The sequence below is a fragment of the Pseudoxanthomonas sp. UC19_8 genome, from assembly GCF_042700505.1.
Classification (GTDB): domain Bacteria; phylum Pseudomonadota; class Gammaproteobacteria; order Xanthomonadales; family Xanthomonadaceae; genus Pseudoxanthomonas_A; species Pseudoxanthomonas_A winnipegensis.
In genome coordinates this window covers 3,447,191-3,467,273 of sequence record NZ_CP170559.1, presented here as the reverse complement: position 1 = coordinate 3,467,273, position 20,083 = coordinate 3,447,191, and the positions used below count along the sequence as shown (strand labels likewise).

At 71.9% G+C, this 20,083-nt stretch carries 18 protein-coding genes and 1 tRNA gene; 9 read left to right on the top strand and 10 right to left on the bottom strand.

Annotated elements, in window-relative coordinates:
* Window positions 1-74 precede the first annotated feature (74 nt).
* Both ACFJIT_RS15325 and pcaF read left to right on the top strand, forming a co-directional pair.
* Window positions 75-1,394: an MFS transporter gene (locus ACFJIT_RS15325; RefSeq protein WP_379654134.1), complete on the top strand. Its 1,320-nt coding sequence runs from the start codon at window positions 75-77 to the stop codon at window positions 1,392-1,394.
* Window positions 1,395-1,420: 26 nt separating this feature from the next.
* Window positions 1,421-2,620: a 3-oxoadipyl-CoA thiolase gene (gene pcaF / locus ACFJIT_RS15320; protein ID WP_379654133.1), complete on the top strand. Its 1,200-nt coding sequence runs from the start codon at window positions 1,421-1,423 to the stop codon at window positions 2,618-2,620.
* Window positions 2,621-2,668: 48 nt separating this feature from the next.
* On the opposite strand, the gene ACFJIT_RS15315 is transcribed toward pcaF, so the two are convergent.
* The 3 genes from ACFJIT_RS15315 to galE form a co-directional block, all read right to left on the bottom strand.
* On the bottom strand, window positions 2,669-4,381 hold the full coding sequence (locus ACFJIT_RS15315) for a hypothetical protein (RefSeq protein ID WP_379654132.1): 1,713 nt from the start codon (window positions 4,379-4,381) through the stop codon (window positions 2,669-2,671).
* Between the two features lie 285 nt (window positions 4,382-4,666).
* Window positions 4,667-4,743 (bottom strand) — tRNA-Arg (locus tag ACFJIT_RS15310).
* Between the two features lie 189 nt (window positions 4,744-4,932).
* A complete protein-coding gene (gene galE / locus ACFJIT_RS15305) occupies window positions 4,933-5,904 on the bottom strand; it encodes a UDP-glucose 4-epimerase GalE (protein WP_379654131.1) in 972 nt (323 codons plus the stop codon).
* Window positions 5,905-6,288: 384 nt separating this feature from the next.
* Here galE and ubiA point away from each other — a divergent pair, with 384 nt between their 5' ends.
* Together ubiA and ACFJIT_RS15295 are read left to right on the top strand one after the other, a co-directional pair.
* Window positions 6,289-7,185: a 4-hydroxybenzoate octaprenyltransferase gene (gene ubiA, locus ACFJIT_RS15300; RefSeq protein ID WP_379654130.1), complete on the top strand. Its 897-nt coding sequence runs from the start codon at window positions 6,289-6,291 to the stop codon at window positions 7,183-7,185.
* A 148-nt stretch (window positions 7,186-7,333) separates the two neighbouring features.
* A complete protein-coding gene (locus ACFJIT_RS15295) occupies window positions 7,334-8,734 on the top strand; it encodes a short-chain fatty acid transporter (RefSeq protein ID WP_130534988.1) in 1,401 nt (466 codons plus the stop codon).
* A gap of 10 nt (window positions 8,735-8,744) precedes the next feature.
* On the opposite strand, the gene ACFJIT_RS15290 is transcribed toward ACFJIT_RS15295, so the two are convergent.
* Together ACFJIT_RS15290 and ACFJIT_RS15285 are read right to left on the bottom strand one after the other, a co-directional pair.
* Window positions 8,745-9,293: an HdeD family acid-resistance protein gene (locus ACFJIT_RS15290; protein WP_130523952.1), complete on the bottom strand. Its 549-nt coding sequence runs from the start codon at window positions 9,291-9,293 to the stop codon at window positions 8,745-8,747.
* Window positions 9,294-9,420: 127 nt separating this feature from the next.
* On the bottom strand, window positions 9,421-10,122 hold the full coding sequence (locus ACFJIT_RS15285; RefSeq protein ID WP_379654129.1) for a ComF family protein: 702 nt from the start codon (window positions 10,120-10,122) through the stop codon (window positions 9,421-9,423).
* Between the two features lie 188 nt (window positions 10,123-10,310).
* Between ACFJIT_RS15285 and ACFJIT_RS15280 the strand changes: the two genes are divergently transcribed.
* The 3 genes from ACFJIT_RS15280 (at window position 10,311) to bioC (ending at window position 13,319) form a co-directional block, all read left to right on the top strand.
* Window positions 10,311-11,513 carry an 8-amino-7-oxononanoate synthase gene (locus tag ACFJIT_RS15280; protein WP_286576211.1) on the top strand — a complete coding sequence of 401 codons (1,203 nt, stop codon included), beginning with the start codon at window positions 10,311-10,313 and terminating at the stop codon, window positions 11,511-11,513.
* Between the two features lie 97 nt (window positions 11,514-11,610).
* Complete coding sequence (gene bioH / locus ACFJIT_RS15275) at window positions 11,611-12,381, top strand: pimeloyl-ACP methyl ester esterase BioH (protein WP_379655786.1); 771 nt, start codon at window positions 11,611-11,613, stop codon at window positions 12,379-12,381.
* Window positions 12,382-12,440: 59 nt separating this feature from the next.
* Entirely contained in the window at window positions 12,441-13,319 is an 879-nt protein-coding gene (gene bioC, locus ACFJIT_RS15270) for a malonyl-ACP O-methyltransferase BioC (RefSeq protein ID WP_379654128.1), read from the top strand.
* 21 nt (window positions 13,320-13,340) lie between these two features.
* On the opposite strand, the gene ACFJIT_RS15265 is transcribed toward bioC, so the two are convergent.
* The 4 genes from ACFJIT_RS15265 to ACFJIT_RS15250 all read right to left on the bottom strand — a co-directional run bounded on the left by ACFJIT_RS15265 (window position 13,341) and on the right by ACFJIT_RS15250 (window position 15,873).
* Window positions 13,341-13,661: an EthD family reductase gene (locus ACFJIT_RS15265; protein WP_379654127.1), complete on the bottom strand. Its 321-nt coding sequence runs from the start codon at window positions 13,659-13,661 to the stop codon at window positions 13,341-13,343.
* Between the two features lie 148 nt (window positions 13,662-13,809).
* The gene (locus ACFJIT_RS15260) at window positions 13,810-14,238 is read right to left on the bottom strand and encodes a ketosteroid isomerase-related protein (protein WP_130514722.1); all 429 of its coding nucleotides are present in this window, start codon (window positions 14,236-14,238) and stop codon (window positions 13,810-13,812) included.
* A 73-nt stretch (window positions 14,239-14,311) separates the two neighbouring features.
* On the bottom strand, window positions 14,312-14,932 hold the full coding sequence (locus ACFJIT_RS15255; RefSeq protein WP_379655785.1) for a YdcF family protein: 621 nt from the start codon (window positions 14,930-14,932) through the stop codon (window positions 14,312-14,314).
* Window positions 14,917-15,873, bottom strand: a complete 957-nt coding sequence (locus ACFJIT_RS15250) for a pyridoxal-phosphate dependent enzyme (RefSeq protein WP_379654126.1) — start codon at window positions 15,871-15,873, stop codon at window positions 14,917-14,919. Before ACFJIT_RS15250 ends, ACFJIT_RS15255 begins: the two co-directional genes overlap by 16 nt.
* Before the next feature lie 133 nt (window positions 15,874-16,006).
* On the opposite strand from ACFJIT_RS15250, the gene ACFJIT_RS15245 reads away from it, so the two are divergent.
* Window positions 16,007-16,531 (top strand): hypothetical protein, encoded by a 525-nt coding sequence (locus ACFJIT_RS15245; protein ID WP_379654125.1) that lies wholly within the window; start codon window positions 16,007-16,009, stop codon window positions 16,529-16,531.
* 520 nt (window positions 16,532-17,051) lie between these two features.
* Window positions 17,052-18,947, top strand: a complete 1,896-nt coding sequence (mnmG, locus tag ACFJIT_RS15240) for a tRNA uridine-5-carboxymethylaminomethyl(34) synthesis enzyme MnmG (protein WP_379654124.1) — start codon at window positions 17,052-17,054, stop codon at window positions 18,945-18,947.
* Window positions 18,948-19,012: 65 nt separating this feature from the next.
* On the opposite strand, the gene ACFJIT_RS15235 is transcribed toward mnmG, so the two are convergent.
* Entirely contained in the window at window positions 19,013-19,972 is a 960-nt protein-coding gene (locus ACFJIT_RS15235; protein WP_379654123.1) for an alpha/beta hydrolase, read from the bottom strand.
* Between the last annotated feature and the right edge of the window lie 111 nt (window positions 19,973-20,083).

Below are 20,083 nucleotides of genomic sequence, written 5' to 3'. Positions count from 1 at the left end.
CCTAACGCAGCGCGTCGCCGCCGGCCAGTCTGGCGGGGCGCGGCGCCGCCTGACACCCTGACGCGAGATTTTCGATGAGTTCCCAGGTGCAACCCTCTTCCGCTACCGGCGTGGCCGCGCCCTCGCCGGCCGATGCCACCTACCGCAAGATCAAGTGGCGCATCCTGCCGTTGATCATGCTGTGCTACACCGTGGCGCTGATCGACCGCAACGTGATCGGCTTCGCCCGCCTGGACTTCATGCACCAGCTGGGCTTCAACGAGGTCATGTACGGCATCGGCACCGGCATGTTCTTCATCGGCTACTTCGTGTTCGAGGTGCCCAGCAACCTGTGGCTGCAGAAGATCGGCGTGCGCCTGACGTTCCTGCGCATCATGATCCTGTGGGGGCTGGCCTGCGCGGCGTTCGCGATGATGCGCTCGCCGACCGAGTTCTATCTCTATCGCTTTCTGCTGGGCGCGGCCGAGGCGGGCTTCTTCCCGGGCGTGCTGCTGTACATCACCTTCTGGATCCCCAAGGCGCGCCGCGCCAGTGTCACCGCGCTGTTCATGGCCGCGCTGCCCATCGCCGGCATGCTTGGCGGACCGCTGGCGGGCACGATCATGCGCCTGTTCGACGGTGCGCTTGGCCTGCACGGCTGGCAGTGGCTGTTCATCGTCGAAGGCCTGCCGGCCTGCGTGCTGGGCGTGGTCGTCTACTACTTTTTGGACAACAGGCCGGCCGACGCCAAGTGGCTGACGGCGCCGGAGAAGGCGCTGGTCCAGGCCGACGTGGACCGCGACAGCGCCGCCTCGCCGGGCCAGCACCACTCGCTGTGGCAGGCCTTCGGCGACAAGCGCGTCTACATCCTGTCCTTCGTCGCGCTGGCGGTCTTCAGCGGTGCGGCGGCCAATGCGTACTGGATCCCGACCATCATCAAGAACTCGGGCATCAAGGACGTGCTGCACGTCGGCCTGCTGTCCTCGATCCCGTTCCTGGCCGGCCTGGTCACCCAGTTCCTGGTGGCCCGCCACTCGGACAAGGTCGGCGAGCGCCGCTGGCACGTGGCCCTGTGCCTGGGCACGGCCGCCGCCGCCTGGCTGGTGCTGGGCACGACCCACCTGACCACCGCCCCGGCGATCGCGCTGCTGACCGTGTGCACCGCCGCCACCCTGGGCGCGACCGGACCGTTCTGGACCCTACCGGGCAGCACCTTCTCCGGCCCCAAGGCGGCGGGCAGCATCGCGCTGGTCACCACGCTGGCCGGCCTGGGCAACGTGTTCGTGCCGATGATCGTCGGCGTGCTGATCGACAAGACCGGGACCCTGGCCGCCTCGCAGCTGGCCTACGGCACGCTGCTGCTGGCCGGCGCCATCACCATCGTGGCCGCCACGCGCGCGCCGGCCCGGCCCTGACTTCCCCCTCGCTTCACGGAGTTCCCATGCAGGACGTTTTTCTCTGCGATGCCGTGCGCACGCCCATCGGCCGCTATGGCGGTGGCCTGGCGCCGGTGCGTACCGACGATCTGGCCGCGCTTCCGCTGCGCGCGCTGATGCAGCGCAATCCCGGCGTGGACTGGTCGGGCCTGGACGAGGTCTTCATGGGCTGCGCCAACCAGGCGGGCGAGGACAATCGCAACGTCGCGCGCATGGCGCTGCTGCTGGCCGGCCTGCCCCAGGAGGCGCCGGGCGTCACGCTCAACCGCCTGTGCGCGTCCGGCATGGAAGCGGTGGGCGCGGCGTACCGGGCCATCGCATTGGGCGAGATGGAGCTGGCGATCGCCGCGGGTGCCGAGTCGATGTCGCGCGCGCCGTTCGTGATGGGCAAGGCGGGCAGCGCGTTCGGCCGCGATCAGAAGCTGGAAGACACCACCATGGGCTGGCGCTTCGTCAATCCGCAGCTCAAGGCGCTGTACGGCGTGGACACCATGCCGCAGACCGGCGACAACGTGGCGGCCGACGCGAGCGTGTCGCGCGAGGACCAGGATGCGCTGGCCCTGCGCAGCCAGCAGCGCGCCGCGCGTGCGCAGGCTGCGGGCTACTTCGCCGAGGAGATCGTCCCGGTGCGCATCCCCGGGCGCAAAGGCGAGACGGTGGTCGATACCGATGAGCATCCGCGCCCGCAGACCGATGCGGCGACCCTGGCCGCCCTCAAGCCGGTGAATCCGGGTGGCACGGTCACGGCCGGCAACGCCTCGGGCATCAACGATGGCGCCGCGGCGATGATCGTGGCCTCGGCCGCCGCCGTGCAGCGCCATGGCCTGACGCCGCGCGCACGCGTGCTGGGGATGGCCAGTGGCGGCGTCGCGCCGCGCGTGATGGGCCTCGGCCCGGTGCCGGCGGTGCGCAAGCTGCTGGCGCGGTTGCAGCGCCCGCTGCAGGCCTTCGACGTGATCGAACTCAACGAAGCCTTCGCCGCCCAGGCGCTGGCGGTGACCCGCGCGCTCGGCCTGGCCGACGACGACGCCCGCGTGAACCCGAACGGCGGCGCCATCGCCCTGGGCCATCCGCTGGGCATGAGCGGCACCCGCCTGGTACAGACCGCAGTGCACCAGTTGCATGTCGGCGGCGGCAGGCTGGGCCTGGCCACGATGTGCGTCGGTGTCGGCCAGGGGCTGGCGATCGCGGTGGAAAGGGTCTGACGCTGCGCGGTCCGCGCGGCGCCGTGTTCGCCGTCGCGCGGCCAGCCTCTAGCCGGCTAGGGCCTGGCGACACGCCTCCGGCCTGGCGGAGAAGCGCGCGGCGTTCAACGCGATGCGCTGGAGCCTCACCGTCTCCCGCCCGAGGGGCCGGAAACGGATGCGATGCTGGCCGGACGCGTCCTGGGCCACGAGCGCGATCTCGACCTGTGGGTCGGCCGGGTTTCCGCCGGACTGCGAGAGCAACTTCATCCCGTTCCGCAGTCCCGCGGCATAGGCCATGGAGGTCGGGTCGAGCCCGGTGACGACGTCGCCCTGCCGCGTCGTCGCCTCGGTGTCCCAGCCTCTGTCGAACACCGGCGTGTCGACGGAGACCACGCGGGCGCATTCGCCAAAAGCGTCTTCCGGCAGCAGCACGGGCGCTGCGTGGTCGACGTACCTGGAGATCTCCGGCCGCAGGTCCAGCCCGGCGTGGGCCGCCGCGGCGATCAGCGCGTCCTGCAGCGCAAGCGCGGGATCCGCCTGCGCGCGCCTGCGTTGGTCGTGAAGTACATCGTCGAGGCTCGTGCGCCCGCCGGAGCGCTGACGCAAGCGGCGATCCCAGACCGCGGCCAGCAGCGCCCCGCGCTGGTACGGCATCATGCGGGCGCGCTCGTCCTTCCAGAAGCGATCGGCGACGACGGCATTGGGCGAGGTGCGATACGGCGAGCGGGCGTAGCGCGCGAGGGCCTCGTTCCACTCTTCGACGAACTGCTCCGGCGAAAGCAGCCCCGCCCGCAGCATCAGCCTGCGCGCGAAGAAGTCGGTAAACCCCTCGCTGATCCAGTACGTCCGGGCCTCGGTGGCGTCTTCGGTATGCCCCAGCTGCCTGGGATTCCAGCTATGGAAGTATTCGTGCGCAAGGAACCAGGCCAGATCCGGCAGCGGCGTGTCCTGTCCGATCCAGGTGGCAAAGGCATCGCCCAGGCCCGTCCCGCTGAATCCCGTCTGCTTCGGCTCCGAAGCCAGGGGGATGGCCGTGATCAGGAAGGGGCCTGCCTGGTCGTCGCCCCAGAACGCGCGCTCGGACGCAATGACCTTCCCCGCAAGGCCGGCGAAGGCCGCCATATCGAAACCGAAACGGCCGATGGAGGCCACGCGCAGCGGCTCACCACCCACCCGCATGGTCGAGACCCGCAGGTCGCGGCCGCCGATGGCCACGCTTTCCCGAATGTCCTTGCCCGTGCGCGGTTGGTGCATCAATCCTTGCAGGTGCTGCGCGTCCGAAGCGAAGCCGATGCCGTGCGGACCGCGCCAGGTGAACGTCGCCGGCCGGTCCTCGCGTCCGGCGGGCTGGGCATAGAGCGAGAACCCGACCGCGTAGAACCAGTCGGGACGCACGATCGGATCCGGCTGCCTGCTGTTCGAGACAGCGGGAGCGGCCTGATGGGCCGACACGATCCGATAGCGCATCACCAGCGGCGCGCCAGGCGCCGAGTCCACGATGCGTCCCCCGTGTGGCGCCACCGCGGTGCGCCGCGCACCTTCGACTGAAATATCGCGCGCCCACTGGCCCAGATGCTCCTCGCCCGCCCATTGCTCGGCCCAGTCGATCACGGTCCGCCCGGAGGGGTCGGCCTGCAGCCGGATGGTCACATCGAGCGCGGTGATCCGGCCGTCGTCGGTCTCGGCGCTGAGCTCGTAGCGCGTCGAAGCATCAAGCCGTGGTTGGCTGGAAACCAGCGACAGCAGCGTCAGCGCCCCTGCAAGTGCATGGCTCGGCATCACTTCGATCCTCCATTGCGGCGTACGAGATCGCCCGGCTGGAAGTCTCTTACGCAGGCCACGTGCCAACCGTCGGCGCCCGTGGTGCGGCGTGTTCTGGATGCAGGGTGTCCGACCGGACAGCGTCGCGTGTCCGGTCGGACGCGGGATGATGAGCGCCGGCGTGCTCACAGTCAGGGGGCGGAACTCAACGCATCTGAGTGGATCGACCAGGACGCCGGACAACAAAAAACCCCCGATCGCTCGAGGGCTTTGGGCGGCTCCGTCATGATCCGGAACGGGTGCTGGCGCGCCTGGAGGGATTCGAACCCCCGACCAATGGCTTCGGAAGCCACTACTCTATCCGGCTGAGCTACAGGCGCATGGTGCAACAAGACGCCGCGGCGGGCCGACGGCGGCGCGCATTATCCCTGAAAACATCGGCCGACGCGAACTTGCCGCCAGCCGCGTCAGCCAATGTCGCGGCGGCGCGTGCGTCCGATGCAACCGGGCGGGACCGCCGCACCCGCGGAACGCGCCCCGGGCGCTGTGCAGGCCGCTCGCGGCGGATCTCAGTACGCCTGCGCGCGATGCCAGCGCCAGGCGCTGCCGATCATGGCGTCCAGCGTGGCGTGCCGCGGCTGCCAGCCGAGCACGGTGCGCGCCCTGTCCCCGGAGGCCACCAGCATCGCCGGATCGCCCGCGCGGCGGGGCGCGAGCGTGTAGTCGATCTGGCGCCCGCTGATCGCGCGCGCGGCCTGCAGCACCTGCAGCACGCTGAAGCCCTGGCCGTTGCCCAGGTTGAACGCATGCGCGCCCGCCGTGCGGTCCATCAGCGCCAGCGCGCGCAGGTGCGCGTCGGCCAGATCCAGCACATGGACGTAGTCGCGCACGCAGGTGCCGTCGGCCGTGTCGTAATCGTCGCCGAAGATCTGCAGCGCCGGCCCGCGGCCCAGCGCCGCGCGCAAGGTGTTGGGGATCAGATGCGTCTCGCGGGCATGCGATTCGCCGATGCCTTCCTCGGCCGCGGCGCCGGCCGCGTTGAAGTAGCGCAGGCACACCGAGCGCAGCCCGTAGGCGCGCGCGGCGTCGGCCAGCATGCGCTCGACCATCAGCTTGCTGGCGCCGTAGGGGCTGATCGGGGCGCAGGGATGGGCCTCGTCGATCCGTGCGCCCTGCGGATGGCCGAAGATCGCCGCGCTCGAGGAGAACACCAGCCGCTCCACCCCGTGCCGGCGCATCGCCTGCAGCAGGTTGAGCGTGCCGACCACGTTGTTCTCGTAGTACGCGTACGGATCGCGCACCGACGCGTCCACCAGCGAGTGCGCGCAGAAATGCATCACCGCATCGACCGGGCGCTCGAAGGCCGCGTCCAGCGTCCGCGGCTGCAGCAGGTCGGCCTCGACCAGCCGCCCCCAGCGCACCGCCGCGCGGTGGCCGGTGCTGAGGTTGTCCAGGACGGTGACCTCATGGCCCGCACGCGCCAGCGCCAGCGCGGCGTGCGCACCGATGTAGCCGGCTCCTCCACAGACCAGAACGTGCATGCGATCGAGTTTTCCTGGGGTGTGGAGGGGAATGGGGGGCGTCGGGGGGCTGCGCAGCGCGCCCTGCGGGGGACTAACGCCAGTTGTGGCCGGAAGCGGCAATGCGGTGCGGGGCGGCGTGGGGAAGGCCTCTCGCCGCCATGGGGCGAAGGGCTGCTCCCGCCTGTAGAGCGGAGCTTGCTCCGCTGGGGCTTTCCCGCGGACCGGACCAAGAGCATCGGAGTCCCCGAAAGGGGATTGCCACAAGCTCCGCTCTACAAGAGGGCGCGACGTGATCGGAGGAGTCAATGGCTCCCCCGGGAGGCCGACGAAGCGAGGCAGGCGACGACTTTGGGCGAGCGCACGCCGCGGTGGTGGCTTGCGCGGGCCTGCTACCCTTTTGCGATGGCTTACGAACGATTCGACGCGCCGCCGGCGCCGCGGCCCGGGCGGCTGGCGGAATACTGGAAGCTGGTCCGTGGCGACCGGCCGATCGGGGCGCTGCTGCTGCTGTGGCCGACCTGGTGGGCGCTGTGGCTGGCCGCGGGCGGTCTACCGCCCTGGTGGACGCTGCTGGTGTTCACCGCCGGGGTCTGGCTGACGCGCTCGGCCGGGTGCGTGATCAACGACTACGCCGATCGCTGGCTGGATCCGCAGGTCGAGCGCACCCGCGAGCGGCCGCTGGCCGCCGGTCGGGTCAGCGGCCGCGAGGCGCTATGGGTGTTCGCGGTGCTGATGGTGGTGGCCTTCGGCCTGGTGCTGACCATGAACCGGCTGACCATCGGCCTGAGCGTGGTGGCCGCCTTCCTGGCCGCCAGCTACCCCTATCTCAAGCGCTACACCTATCTGCCGCAGGTCTATCTTGGGCTGGCGTTCGGCTTCGGCATCCCGATGGCCTTCGCCGCGCTACAGGGCACGGTGCCGGCGCTGGGCTGGCTGCTGTACGCGGCCAACATCCTGTGGGCCACCGCCTACGACACCTGGTATGCCATGGTCGACCGCGAGGACGACCTGCGCGCCGGGTCCAGGTCCACCGCCATCCTGTTCGGCGATCTGGACCTGGTGATCCAGGGGCTGCTCTACGCGCTGGTGTTCGTGGCGCTGGCGCTGGTCGGGCGGCAGGCGGCGCTGGGCTGGCCGTACTGGCTGGGCCTGGGCGTGGCGGTGGCGCTGGTGGCCTACGAGTTCTGGCTGTGCCGGCACCGCGAGCGCGGACCCTGCTTCCGCGCCTTCCTGCACAACAACTGGGTCGGCGCGGCGGTGTTCGCCGGGATCGCGGTGTCGCTGGCGCTCAAGGCCTGACGCGCCGCGGCCGGGCGACCGGCGCGGCCTTGCCTAGACCATCGTCCAGCAGACCGCGCCGGGCCAGGGCTTGGACAATGCGGGCCGGGGATCGGATAACGAGGGCAGGCTCATGGCGGCGAACGAAGGCGAGGCCCGGCAGGGCGTGATGGCCCGCGCGGCACTGCGCAGCGCGGCCTGGGCCGAGAAGTGGTTCCCCGATGCCTACGTGTTCGCGGTGCTGGGCGTGATCCTGGTGGCCATCGCCGCGATGCTCGCCGGCGCCACGCCCAAGGCCACGGCCGAGGCCTTCGGTGGCGGCTTCTGGAGCCTGATTCCCTTCACCATGCAGATGGCCTTCGTGGTCATCGGCGGCTACGCGGTGGCGACCGCGCCGATCGTGGCGCGCTTCATCGACCAGTTGGCCCGGGTGCCGCGCAGCGGCCGCGGGGCGATCGTGTACGTGGGCCTGGTGAGCATGCTGGCCTCGCTGCTGAGCTGGGGCTTCTCGCTGGTGTTTGGCGGCCTGCTGGTGCGCGCGCTGGCCAGGCGCAGCGAGCTGAAGATGGATTACCGCGCCGCCGGCGCCGCGGCCTACCTCGGACTGGGCGCGGTGTGGGCGATGGGCCTGAGCTCCTCGGCCGCGCAGCTGCAGGCCAATCCGGCCTCGATGCCGCCGGGCCTGCTGGAGATCACCGGTGTGCTGCCCTTCACCGAGACGATCTTCCTGTGGCAGTCGATCGTGCTGACCGCGGTGCTGATCGGGGTCTCGCTGCTGATCTGCTGGGTCACCGCGCCGCAGGGCCGGGCCGCGCGCACCGCGGCCGACTTCCCCGAGGCGGCGCAGAGCGAGCCGGACAAGGCGCTGCCGCCGCGCACGCGTCCGGGCGAATGGCTCGAATACAGCCCGCTGCTGACCGTGCTGCTGTCGCTGCTGGCCTTCGGCTGGCTGGCCGGCGAGTTCGCCTCCAAGCCGGTGGTCACCGCGATCGCCAGCCTGAACACCTACAACTTCCTGTTCCTCTCCCTGGGCCTGCTGCTGCACTGGCGTCCGCGCAGCTTCCTCAACGCGGTGGCCAAGGCCGTGCCCAGCACCACCGGCGTGCTGATCCAGTTCCCGCTGTATGGCGGCATCGCGATGATCCTCACCGGGGCCAAGGGCGCCGATGGCGACACCCTGGCGCACCATCTGTCGCAGCTGTTCGTGCACGTGGCCACGCAGGACACCTTCCCGGCGGTGATGGGCGTGTACTCGGCCATCCTGGGCTTCTTCGTCCCTTCCGGCGGCGGCAAGTGGCTGATCGAGGCGCCCTATGTGATGCAGGCGGCCAACGAACTGCACGCCCACCTGGGCTGGGCGGTGCAGGTCTACAACGCCGCCGAGGCCCTGCCCAACCTGATCAACCCGTTCTGGATGCTGCCGCTACTGGGCGTGCTGGGGCTGAAGGCGCGCGACATCGTCGGCTTCACCTTCATCCAGCTGCTGGTGCACATCCCGCTGGTGATCGGCCTGCTGTGGCTGCTCGGGCTGACCCTGCCCTATGTCCCGCCGGTGATGCCAGCCGGTTGAGCGAATGGGCTCAGGCCGCCAGGCGATGTCCGCGCAGGCGGAAGGCGACCACCAGCTGCAGCGCGCCGTAGACGATCGCGCCGATGCCGAACCACAGCGCCATCGTCAGCAGCCCGGCCGCCGGGTAGACGAAGAACAGCACGCCCAGCAGGATCGACAGCACCCCGCTGAGCACCAGCAGCCACTCGCCGCGGATGTGCTTGCGCACCTGCACGGCGAACACGATGCGCGCCACCCCGGCGATCACCAGCCACACCGCCAGCAGCCACAGCAGCGCGGCCGCCATCTGCGCCGGCTGGGCGATGGCCAGCACCCCGAAGGCGATGGAGATCAGCGCATAGAGCGCCAGCAGCCAGCGCGGCAGCACGTGTTCGCGACTGAAGGCACTGATCAGGCTGACGATGCCATCGGCCAGCGAGAACGCGCCGAACACCAGCACCAGCGCCAGCACGGTGCCGCCTGGCCAGATCAGCGTGGACACGCCGAACAGCACGGCCACCAGACCGAACAGCAGGAACACCCACCAACTGCGCGAAACCGAAACGGCGGCGAAGGACATCGGCATTCTCCTGACAAGCGGGCGAGGGCAGGATGACACGCGGGCGCGCTGCCACGGCGGTCTGCCCAGCAGCATAAACCTCTCGCCGTTGCTCCAGCATCCAAGACAGGCCCAGTGAGCAGCCGACTCACTCCACCCGCGCGCAGACCCAACCATCCACCCGCGCGACACCGGCGCGCTGCAGGGCGCGCGTCGCGGCGTGCAGGGTGGCGCCGGTGGTCATCACGTCGTCGACCAGGGCCACGTGCGCGGGCAGGGCGGCGCCTGGTCGCACGCTGAAGGCGCCGCGCAGATTGCGGCGGCGGGCTTGCGCGTCCTGTTCGGACTGGGGGGCGGTGTCGCGGCTGCGCAGCAGCGCGCTGTCCAGGACCGGCAGGTCGAGGCGGCGGCCCACGGCGCGCGCCAGTTCCAGCGCCTGGTCGTAGCCGCGGCGGCGCAGGCGCCGGTCGTGCAGCGGCACAGGCACCAGGGCCTGCGGCCGTGGCGCGCCGGACATGGCCTGGGCCATCAGCGCGGCGAGCAGCCGGCCGGCCGCCAGGTCGCCGTGGAATTTCAGGCGCGGCACCAGCCGGTCCAGCGGCGGGCCATAGACCAGCGCGGCGACGGTGAGAGTCATCGGCGGCGGATGGCGCAGGCAGTGTCCGCAGGTCTGGGCGTGCAGCATCGGCAGCGCGCAGCGGGGGCAGGCGGTGGTATTCCACGGCAGGGCGGCGGCGCAGTCCGCGCACAGGTCCAGCCCGCTCTCGCCGCGCGCGTCGCAGACCAGGCAGCGCGGCGCCAGCAGCGCGCGTCCCAGGCGTTGCAACCACTGTGTCGGGGAAGCCTCCATGCGGATCGTCCAGGGCAGTCCTTGCCGATGCATACGGCGACTTTAGCGCCTGTCGGGCCGGCGGGTGCCGTGGCCGGGCCGGCGCTGGCGGATACGCGGCGCCTTTAGGCGGCGTGGCCGGTCATCCGGGTCGCCATCGGCTGGATTACGCTAGCCGGCCGACCCAAGCCAGACGCACAGGACGCAGCATGGCCCGCCCCGATCTGCACGACCGCATCGCCGCGCTGCGCAAGCTGCGCGTGGCCCAGGACCGCGTGCGGGTGCGCCGCGCCGTCGCACGCCGCGACGGCGTGCGGGTCGAGGTCGACGGCCGCTGGCTGGTCGAATGCTGCGGCAACGACTACCTGGGCCTGTCGCAGCAGTTCCAGGTGACCAACGCGCTGGCCGAGGCGGCCGCGCGCGAGGGCGCCGGCGCAGGGGCCTCGCCGCTGGCCAGCGGCTACCACGCCGCGCACGCGGCGCTGGAACGCGACGTCGCCGACTGGCTGGAGGCGCCGGCGGCGCTGCTGTTCGGCAATGGATTCCTGGCCAACCTGGCCGTGCAGCAGGCGCTGCTGGGCGAGGAGGGCGATGTCTGCGTGCAGGACCGGCTCAACCACGCCAGCCTGATGGACGCCTCGCGCCTGGCCGGCTGCCGGCTGCGCCGCTATCCGCATGGCGACGCCGAAGGCGCGATCCGCCAGCTGCGCAACGTGCCCGATGGCGCGGCGCTGCTGGCCACCGATGGCGTGTTCGGCATGGACGGCGACGTGGCGCCGCTGCGCGCGCTGGCCCTGGTGGCGCGGGTGCAGAAGGCGCTGTTCTACGTCGCCGATGGGCACGGCGTGGGCGTGCGCGGTCCGGCCGGTCGCGGCAGCGTCGCCGAGGCGCGCCTGACCGTGGAAGACGTCCCGCTGCAGCTGATCAATCTGGACAAGGCGCTGGGCGGCTACGGCGCGCTGGTGGTCGGCGATGCCGCGCTGATCCAGCACCTGGCCGAGACCGCGCGGCCCTACAGCCACAGCACCGCGCTGCCGCCGGCGCTGGCCCGCGCCAGCAGCGAGGCGATCCGCCACGCGCGGCGCGACGACTGGCGGCGCGAGCGGCTGGCCGGCCTGATCGATCGCTTCCGCACCAAGGCCGCGGCGGCCGGGCTGGACCTGCTGCGTTCGGACACGCCGATCCAGCCGGTGCTGTGCGGCGCCGACGCGCAGGCGGTGGCCTGGTCGGCGGCGCTTGAAGCGGCCGGCTACTGGGTCAAGCCGATCCGCCCGCCGACCGTGCCCGAGGGCACTGCACGCCTGCGCGTCACGCTGACCGCGCTGCACACGCCCGAAGACATCGACGGCCTGGTCGAGGCATTGGCCCGCACCCGCGCGCCGCAGCTGCAAGAGGCGGCCGGCGTGGCGTGAGCGCGGCGCCTGTCGCCGTGCCGCGCGGGGTCGATGCCCGTTCGGCGTCCGCGCGCGTGGCAGATCGCTTGCAGCCCACACCGCGACCCTCATGACCCTGCACATCGAAACCCACGGCCGCGGCGCGCCCCTGGTGCTGGTGCACGGCTGGGCGCTGCATGGCGGCGTGTTCGCGCCGCTGGTCGAACGCCTGGCCGACCGCTTCGAACTGCACGTGGTCGACCTGCCGGGCCACGGCCTGAGCCGCGACAGCACGGTGCCGCTGACCCTGGCGGCCACGGTCGCGGCGATCTGCGCCGCCACGCCGCCGGCGGCGTGGCTGGGCTGGTCGCTGGGCGGCCTGTTCGCGCTCAAGGCCGCGGCCAGTTCGGGCCAAGTGCGCGCGCTGGCGATGCTGTCCTCGGTGCCGCGCTTCACCGCCGCGCCGGACTGGCCGCACGCGGTGCCGCCGGCGGTGTTCGCCCAGTTCGGCCGCGACCTGACGCAGGACTATCGCGGCACGTTGGAGCGCTTCATCGCCCTGGACACGCTGGGCAGCGCGCACGGGCAGACCACGCTGCGCAGCTTGCGCGCCATGCTCTTCGCCCGTGGCGAACCGGCGCCGGCCGCGCTGCAGGCCGGCCTGGCGCTGCTCGAACGCAGCGACCTGCGCCACCTGCTGCCGGGCCTGGGCATGCCCTCGCTGTGGATCGCCGGCGCGCGCGACCGGCTGGTGCAGCCGCGCGGCATGGCCGCCGCCGCCGGGTTGGCACCGCAGGCCGGCTTCGTGGAGATCGCCGGCGGCGGCCATGCGCCGTTCCTGGCGCACCTGGACGCGGTGGAAGCGGCGCTGGTGCCGTTCCTGGACGGCGCCTTGCGCGGACGGTGAACTGGAGCGTGCCAGGGCCGCGCCTGACGCGGGACGGTGCGCTGGCGGACAATAGGCCCATGCCTTTGTTCGATGTCCGCCATCAGCGCCGCGCCCTGGCGCGCGCCGCCGGCACCTATGCCGATGCCGCCGTGCTCCACCGTGAGGTCGAGCAACGCCTGTTCGAATCGCTCGACTACCTGGACCAGCGCGTGCCGCAGGTCGTGCTGGACCTGGGCAGCGGCCCGGGCAGCGCGGCGGCCAGGCTGCGCAAGCGCTGGCCCAAGGCGCAGGTGGTGGCGCTGGATTTCTCGCTGCCGATGCTGCGCGAGGCGAAGAAGCAGGCCGGCTGGTGGAAGCCGTTCGCGCGGGTGTGCGCCGATGCGCGCGCGCTGCCGCTGGCCGAGGGCAGCGTCGATGTGCTGTTCGCCAACCTGTGCCTGCAGTGGGTCGACGACCTGCCGGCCGCGTTCGCGGGTTTTCGCCGCGTGCTCAAGCCCGGCGGGCTGCTGCTGTGCTCCACCTTCGGTCCGCAGACGCTGATCGAGCTGCGCGAGGCCTTCGCCGGCGATCCGGCGCCGCACGTGAGCCCGTTCCCGCAGATCGCCCAGTTCGGCGATGCGCTGATGATGGCCGGCTTCCGCGATCCGGTGCTGGACCGCGATCTGTTCACCCTGACCTATCCCGATCTGCCGGCGCTGATGCGCGAACTGCGCGCGCTGGGCGCGACCAATGCGCTGGCCCAGCGCCGCGCGACGCTGACCGGCAAGGCGCGGCTGGCCGCCGCCGCGCGCGCCTACGAGGCGATGCGCACGCCGCAGGGCGTGCTGCCCAGCAGCTGGGAGGTCATCTACGCCCACGCCTGGGCGCCGCAGGCCGGCGCGCCGATCCGCGAAAGCGGCCGCGACGTGGCCGCGGTGCCGGTCTCGAGCATCCCCATCCGCCGCCGCGGCGAATGAGCCGCGGCGACGCGCGCCCGCTCAGGGCTGGCCGATCACGACCTCGCTGATCTGCATGACCGGCTCCAGGTCGGTGTAGTTGGGGATGTCGCCCAGGATTTCCTGCGCATGCGGCCCGAAGCCCGCGGTGAAACTGTCCACCGAGTCGCTATAGATGTGGCACATGGCCACGAAGGCCGGATCGCTGCCGGGCAGTCCGCCCGACAGGCCCTTGTCGACCGTGTAGAACAGACAGGCATCGCCCATGCGCGCCTTGAGCAGCGGCATGTGGGTGTCGGCGTAGTAGGCGTGATCGAACCGCGCGCCGGCCACGTAGGGATACATCACGCTGACCTTGATCATTGCAGGCTCCGTTGAACGGACAGGGACGCGGGGGGACGCCAGCATCGCACGCCCGCGTCGATCGCCATGGCACGCCGCAGCAACGGCCAGGGCGCCCGACACGCCGCTGGCGCCCGGGACGCGTGGAGCGTGCGCTCCCGATGCGGCCTCAGCCGCCGACCTGGGCGATCCAGTCCTGCAGGTTGTAGTAGTTGCTGACCCGCGCGATGCGCTCGTCCTCGATCTCGAAGAAGGCCCCGCCCGGCAGCACATAGGTCTGGCCGGAGGCCTCGGGCAGCCCGGCGTCGCTGTGGTGGTAGGTGCCGTGCACGACGTACTCGGCCGCCGCGCGCCGGCCATCGGGCGAGACCATCACCACGATGTCGCGCAGCTGCTCGCTGTAACTGGCATCCATGCGCTGCAGGAAAGCGGTGAACGCCTCGCGCCCGATCTCGCGCGCGCCCTGGTTGAGGTCATGGGCCACATCGTCGGTGAGCAGGGCCAGCATCGCCGCGCGATCGCTGCGGTTGAAGGCCGCGTAATAGGCCAGCACCAACTCGGTGGCGCGGTCCTGGCGCCGGGTACCGTCGATCTTCATGTAAGCCAGTCGCTTCTGTGGGGTGAGGCGGAATGATAACGCCCGGGGCATGGCGGGGCTTGAAGGGGCCGGCCTAGACCGCTTCGAGCACCAGGTCGCGGTGGAAGAAGTACAGCTCCTGCAGGAAGAACTTCCAGCTGGCCCGGACGCTGCGGAAGCGGCTGGTCGGCGTGGCCGAGGCGAGCGCGCTGATGCCTTCCTGGCGCGCCAGCCGCATCGCCCGGGCCATGTGCAGCGGGTCGGAGACGATGATCGCGGTGTGCAGCTGGTGCGCCTGCATCAGGCGCGCGGCCTGCTGCAGGTTCTGGCGCGTGGTACGCGAGGTGGTCTCGATCAGGATCGCCTGCTCGGGCACGCCGGCCTTGAGCGCGTAGCGCCGCCCGACCTGCGATTCGGCGAAGCGCGCCCCGGCCCCGCCGAAGCCGCCGGTGAAGATCAGATGCCCGGCCAGGCCGCGCTGGTAGAGGTCGATGCCGTGGCGCAGGCGCTCCTCGAACACGGGCGAAGGCCGCGCGTCGTAGGCCGCCGCGCCCAGCACGATGATCGCGTCGGCCGGCGCGGCCTCGTCGCGCCAGCCCACCCCGACGATGTAGGCCGAGACCCCGACCAGCCACAGCAGCAGCACGCAGACCAGGCGCCACGCCCAGCCCCACAGGCCCCAGCGGCGACGCGTGCGGCTCACACCCTGGACCAGGGCAGCGCGTCCAGGTCGACGTTGCCGCCGGACAGCACCAGGCCCACCCGCTTGCCGGCGAAGGCGTCGCGGTTGGCCAGCACCAGGGCCAGGACGATGGCCGAGGAGGGCTCGACGATCTGCTTGGTCACCTGCCACAGCAGGCGCATGGCGGCGATGGTGTCGGCGTCGGACACGGTGACCAGGCGGGCCCGGTGCTGACGCAGCAGGTCGAAATCGGGCGCGCCCAGCGTGCCGCGCAGGCCGTCGCAGACCGTATCGGGGACGAAGTCCAGCTGCAGCGTCCCAGCCGCCAGCGAGCGCGCGGTGTCGGCGGCGCCTTCCGGCTCGGCCAGCCACAGCTGCGCCTCGGGATGGCGCGCGTGCAGGGCCAGCGCCGAACCGGAGGCCAGCCCGCCGCCGCCGACCGGTGTGACCAGCGCATCGAGCGGGCCGGCCTGCTCCAGCAGCTCCAGGGTCGCGGTGCCTTGGCCTGCGATCACGAACGGGTTGGTGTAGGGGTGGACCAGGTGCGCGCCGGTCTCGGCCTGGATCCGGGCGGCGCCGACCTCGCGCGCGGCGATGGTCGGCGCGCACAGGTGCAGCACCGCGCCGTTGCGGCGGATCGCGGCCAGCTTGGTCTCGACGGCGTTCTCGGGTACCACCACATGGCAGGGGATGCCGCGCGTGGCCGCGGCCAGCGCCAGGGCGCCGCCGTGGTTGCCCGAGGAATGGGTGACCACCCCGCGCGCGGCCTGCGCATCGTCCAGCGCCCAGACCGCATTGCAGGCGCCGCGGAACTTGAAGGCGCCGGTGCGCTGCAGGTGCTCGGCCTTGAAGAACAGCCGGGCGCCGCTCATGGCGTCGAGGGTGGAGGAGGTCAGCGTCGGGGTGAGGCGCGCATGCGGCGCAATGCGGGCGGCGGCGTCGAGAACGTCGTCGAAATGGGGCAGGTCGGACATGGCCTTAAGCGTACCCGATGCGCTTTTGCCGCCGCACTGCAGCAAGTCACGCGCCTGACAGAATTAATCACGGGTTCAATGCGTTAGGCCCAATCTGGCGACCTTGAGAACGGTGCAGACCGGGGGGTCCACCATGAAACGCCTGCTGATCGCCGCCATCGCCCTCACCGCGCTGGGCGGTTGCGCCACCTACGACTACGCCGGCGGCAGTGGCCCGGGTGGCTATTACCGGGGCAGCCCGACCTACCGCTACACCTATCCCGACGGCTACTGGGGCGGCTACTACGGCGGCGCCCCGGGCTATGGCTATTACGGCTATGGCGGCTATGGGTATGGCTACGCGCCTTACTACTACAACCGCCCCTACTACGTGATCCGCCCGGCGCCGCGCCCGCCGCACGACGGCCGGCCCGGCGATGGCGACCATCGCCCGCCGCCGGGCGGCTGGCCGCGCCCGCCGATGACCGGCGACAACGGGCGCCCGCAGCTGCCCGACCGCCTGCGCCCGCAGCGGCCGTCCAATCCGTCCAACCCGGCGGGCATGCCGCGCCCGGCCATGCCGCCGCGCGCCGAAGGCGTCGAGCGGCCGACGCGGTCCATGCCCAGCCGCCCGGCCCTGCCGCCGCGGCTGACCCCGCGTTCGCGCAACGAGGAATAGGCAATGCCACGGGCGTCTCACTTCCGTCATCGCCCGATCGGCAACGATGAATGAGTGCTTGCGTCCGAGCCGGTCGCGCCCGCAAGCTAGCGCACGTTGACCGGTTGCGTCGTTTTCTGACGTAACACGAGCTGACAACGGCTTCCATGCCGACGCCCGGTGGGGAAATCTGGATCCCCCCTGTTCCGGCCCTTGCCGGTCGTCGGCGCCTAAACAGCACAACGCCCGGCCATGCCGGGCGTTGTGTTTTCTGGGGATCCGCTGGATTCCCGGCCAGGGCGCGCCGCTGTTCGACCGCCGCCGTGGCCACAAAAAAGAGGGGCCGGCAGTCCCCCGACTGCCGACCCCGGCGTCCCCAACGTGCGCTAGCGGCTGGCCCCTGTTCCAATACCAGCCTTAGGCGCCCGAAGTCGCTTGCCACGATGGGTGCCGATGGGATTACGCAGAAGCCGTGCCAACTTTTTCGCGCCGGCCCCCTTGCCGGGCCCGCGACCGCCCTTCGCATGAGAAAATCCGCGTCATGAATGCGTCCTTCCACCGCTACGAGGTCATCGTGGTCGGCGGCGGCCATGCCGGCACCGAGGCCGCGCTGGCGGCCGCGCGCGCCGGTGCCCGCACCCTGCTGCTGACCCACAACATCGAGACGGTCGGGGCGATGAGCTGCAACCCCGCCATCGGCGGCATCGGCAAGGGCCACCTGGTCAAGGAGATCGACGCCCTGGGCGGGGCCATGGCCCGCGCCGCCGACGTGGCCGGCATCCAGTGGCGCACGCTGAACGCCTCCAAGGGCCCGGCCGTGCGCGCCACCCGCTGCCAGGCCGATCGCGCGCTGTACCGCAGCGCGATCCGGCGCATGGTCGAGTCGCAGCCGGGCCTGACCGTGTTCCAGGCCGCGGTGGACGACCTGCTGATCGAAGGCGACGCCGTGCGCGGCGTGCTGACCCAGACCGGGCTGCGCTTCGAGGCGCCGGCCGTGGTGCTGACCGCCGGCACCTTCCTGGCCGGCAAGATCCATATCGGGCCGACCCAGTACGCCGCCGGGCGCATGGGCGATGCGCCGGCCACGACCCTGGCCGCGCGCCTGCGCGAGCGGCCCTTCGCCATCGACCGGCTCAAGACCGGCACGCCGCCGCGCATCGACGGGCGCACGCTGGACTACGCGGCCATGGCGCCGCAGCCCGGCGACGATCCGCTGCCGGTGATGAGCTTTCTGGGCGATGTGCGCGAGCACCCGCGCCAGGTCAGCTGCTGGATCACCCACACCACCGAGCGCACGCATCAGATCATCCGCGACGCGCTGCACCGCTCGCCGCTGTACAGCGGCCAGATCGAGGGCATCGGCCCGCGCTACTGCCCCTCGATCGAGGACAAGGTGGTGCGCTTCGCCGAGAAGGCCAGCCACCAGATCTTCGTCGAGCCCGAAGGCCTGGACGTGGCCGAGATCTACCCCAACGGCATCTCCACCTCGCTGCCCTTCGATGTGCAGCTGGAACTGGTGCGCAGCATCGTCGGCTTCGAGCAGGCGCACATCACCCGCCCGGGCTATGCGATCGAGTACGACTTCTTCGACCCGCGCGGGCTGAAGGCCTCGCTGGAGACCAAGCTGGTGGCCGGGCTGTTCTTCGCCGGCCAGATCAACGGCACCACCGGCTACGAGGAGGCCGCCGCGCAGGGCCTGCTGGCCGGGCTCAACGCCGCGCGCGCGGTGCAGGGCCGGGACGCCTGGTCGCCGCGCCGCGACCAGGCCTATCTGGGCGTGCTGGTCGACGACCTGATCACCCACGGCACCTCCGAGCCGTACCGCATGTTCACCAGCCGCGCCGAATACCGGCTGCAGCTGCGCGAGGACAACGCCGATGCGCGCCTGACGCCGATCGGCCGCGCGCTGGGCCTGGTCGACGACGCGCGCTGGTCGCGCTTCGAGGCCAAGCGCGAGGCGGTCGAGCGCGAGACCCAGCGCCTGCGCGCGCTGTGGGCCACCCCGGCCAACGCCCTGGGCCGCCAGTTGGAGGCCGCGCTCGGCGTGGCGGTCAGCCGCGAGAGCAGCGCGCTGGACCTGATCAAGCGCCCCGAGCTGGACTACGCCCGGCTGATGCGGGTCGAAGGCATCGGCCCGGGCGTGGACGATGCGCAGGTGGCCGAGCAGGTCGAGATCGCGGTGAAGTACGCCGGCTACCTGGATCGCCAGCGCGTGGAGATCGAGCGCCAGCAGCGCAACGAGGGCACGCCGATTCCGGAGGCGTTCGACTACGCCGGCGTGCGCGGGCTCTCGGCCGAGGTGCAGGGCAAGCTCGAACGCGTGCGCCCGCAGACCGTGGGCCAGGCCCAGCGCATCCCCGGCATGACCCCGGCGGCGATCTCGCTGCTGCTGGTGCACCTGGAGCGCGCGCGGCGCGGTGCCAGCCGCGTCGCCTGAGGCGCCAAGCCCTCACTTCGACGCGTGACCGATCCGACGCCCGGCGATGCCGGGCGTCGTGCGCTTCACGGTGCGGGCTTCGCTGGCACGCGCGGGCGGCTGAGGAAATCGGTCACCGCGCGCACCCAGCCGGCGTGGCCGTCCTCGACGTGGGCGACGTGGTCCGCGTCCGGCAGGGTGACCCAGGTCTTGTCGCCGCTGCCCAGGCGCCGGTACAGGTGGCCGCTCTCGTCCTGGGTGGCCAGCGGGTCGTGGGTGCCGCGCAGCAGCAGCACGGGCAGGCGCACCTGTTCGGGGGTGAAGCGGAATTGCTCGGTCGCGCGCCAGTCGCTGCGCACCGGGTCGGCCGCCAGCGCCTGGGCGACATAGGCCTCGCGCACCGCTGGCGGGAACGCGCCCGCAGTGATGAAGTCCGAGGCCGCCGCTTCGGCGGTGGTGGGCTGGCGCGGGGGCTGGGCCGGCGTGTCGGCGGGCGGCGAGGGCGGGGCGTCGACATCGACCGGGAAGCCGTACAGCACCAGCGTCGACAGCGCGGCCGGCTGCTGCTGCGCCACCAGCAGCGCCACCAGCGAGCCGTTCGAATAGCCCAGCAGGGCAGGCGCCGGCAGCTTGGGATGGCGCTGAGCGATCCAGCGCAGCGTGCCGATCACATCGCTGGCCGCGCGCTCCGGGGTGTCCCAGCCGGAGGCGTCGCGCGGGGTGGCGCCGTAGCCGCGCAGGTCCAGCGCGTAGGCCGCGTAGCCCGCCTTGGCCAGCGCCGCGAGCACCGAGCGCGCATCGGCCGGCTCGCCGGGAACCTGCAGGTCGAAGTTGGGGCGCGAGCTCCAGGTGCGCCCGTGCACCAGCAGGATCGTGCCGCGCGGACGCGCCGGCACGCGCGCCCAGACCGCCAGGGGCAGGCCATCGTCGGCGGGCACGGTCAGGTGGGCGGTGGGCGGTGCCGCGCCCTGCGCCGGCGTGCGCGCCGGGGCCAGGGACGAGGCGAACAGGCCCAGGATCAGCAGGGCGGCAAGGCGGCGCGACATCGACGATCTCCCCAGAAGCGATGGACCGCGATTATCGGCCACGCGCCGGCCTTGCGATGCCTGGCGCAGATGGCGATCGCGCATGGGCTCATGCGCGGGCGATGACGGGCG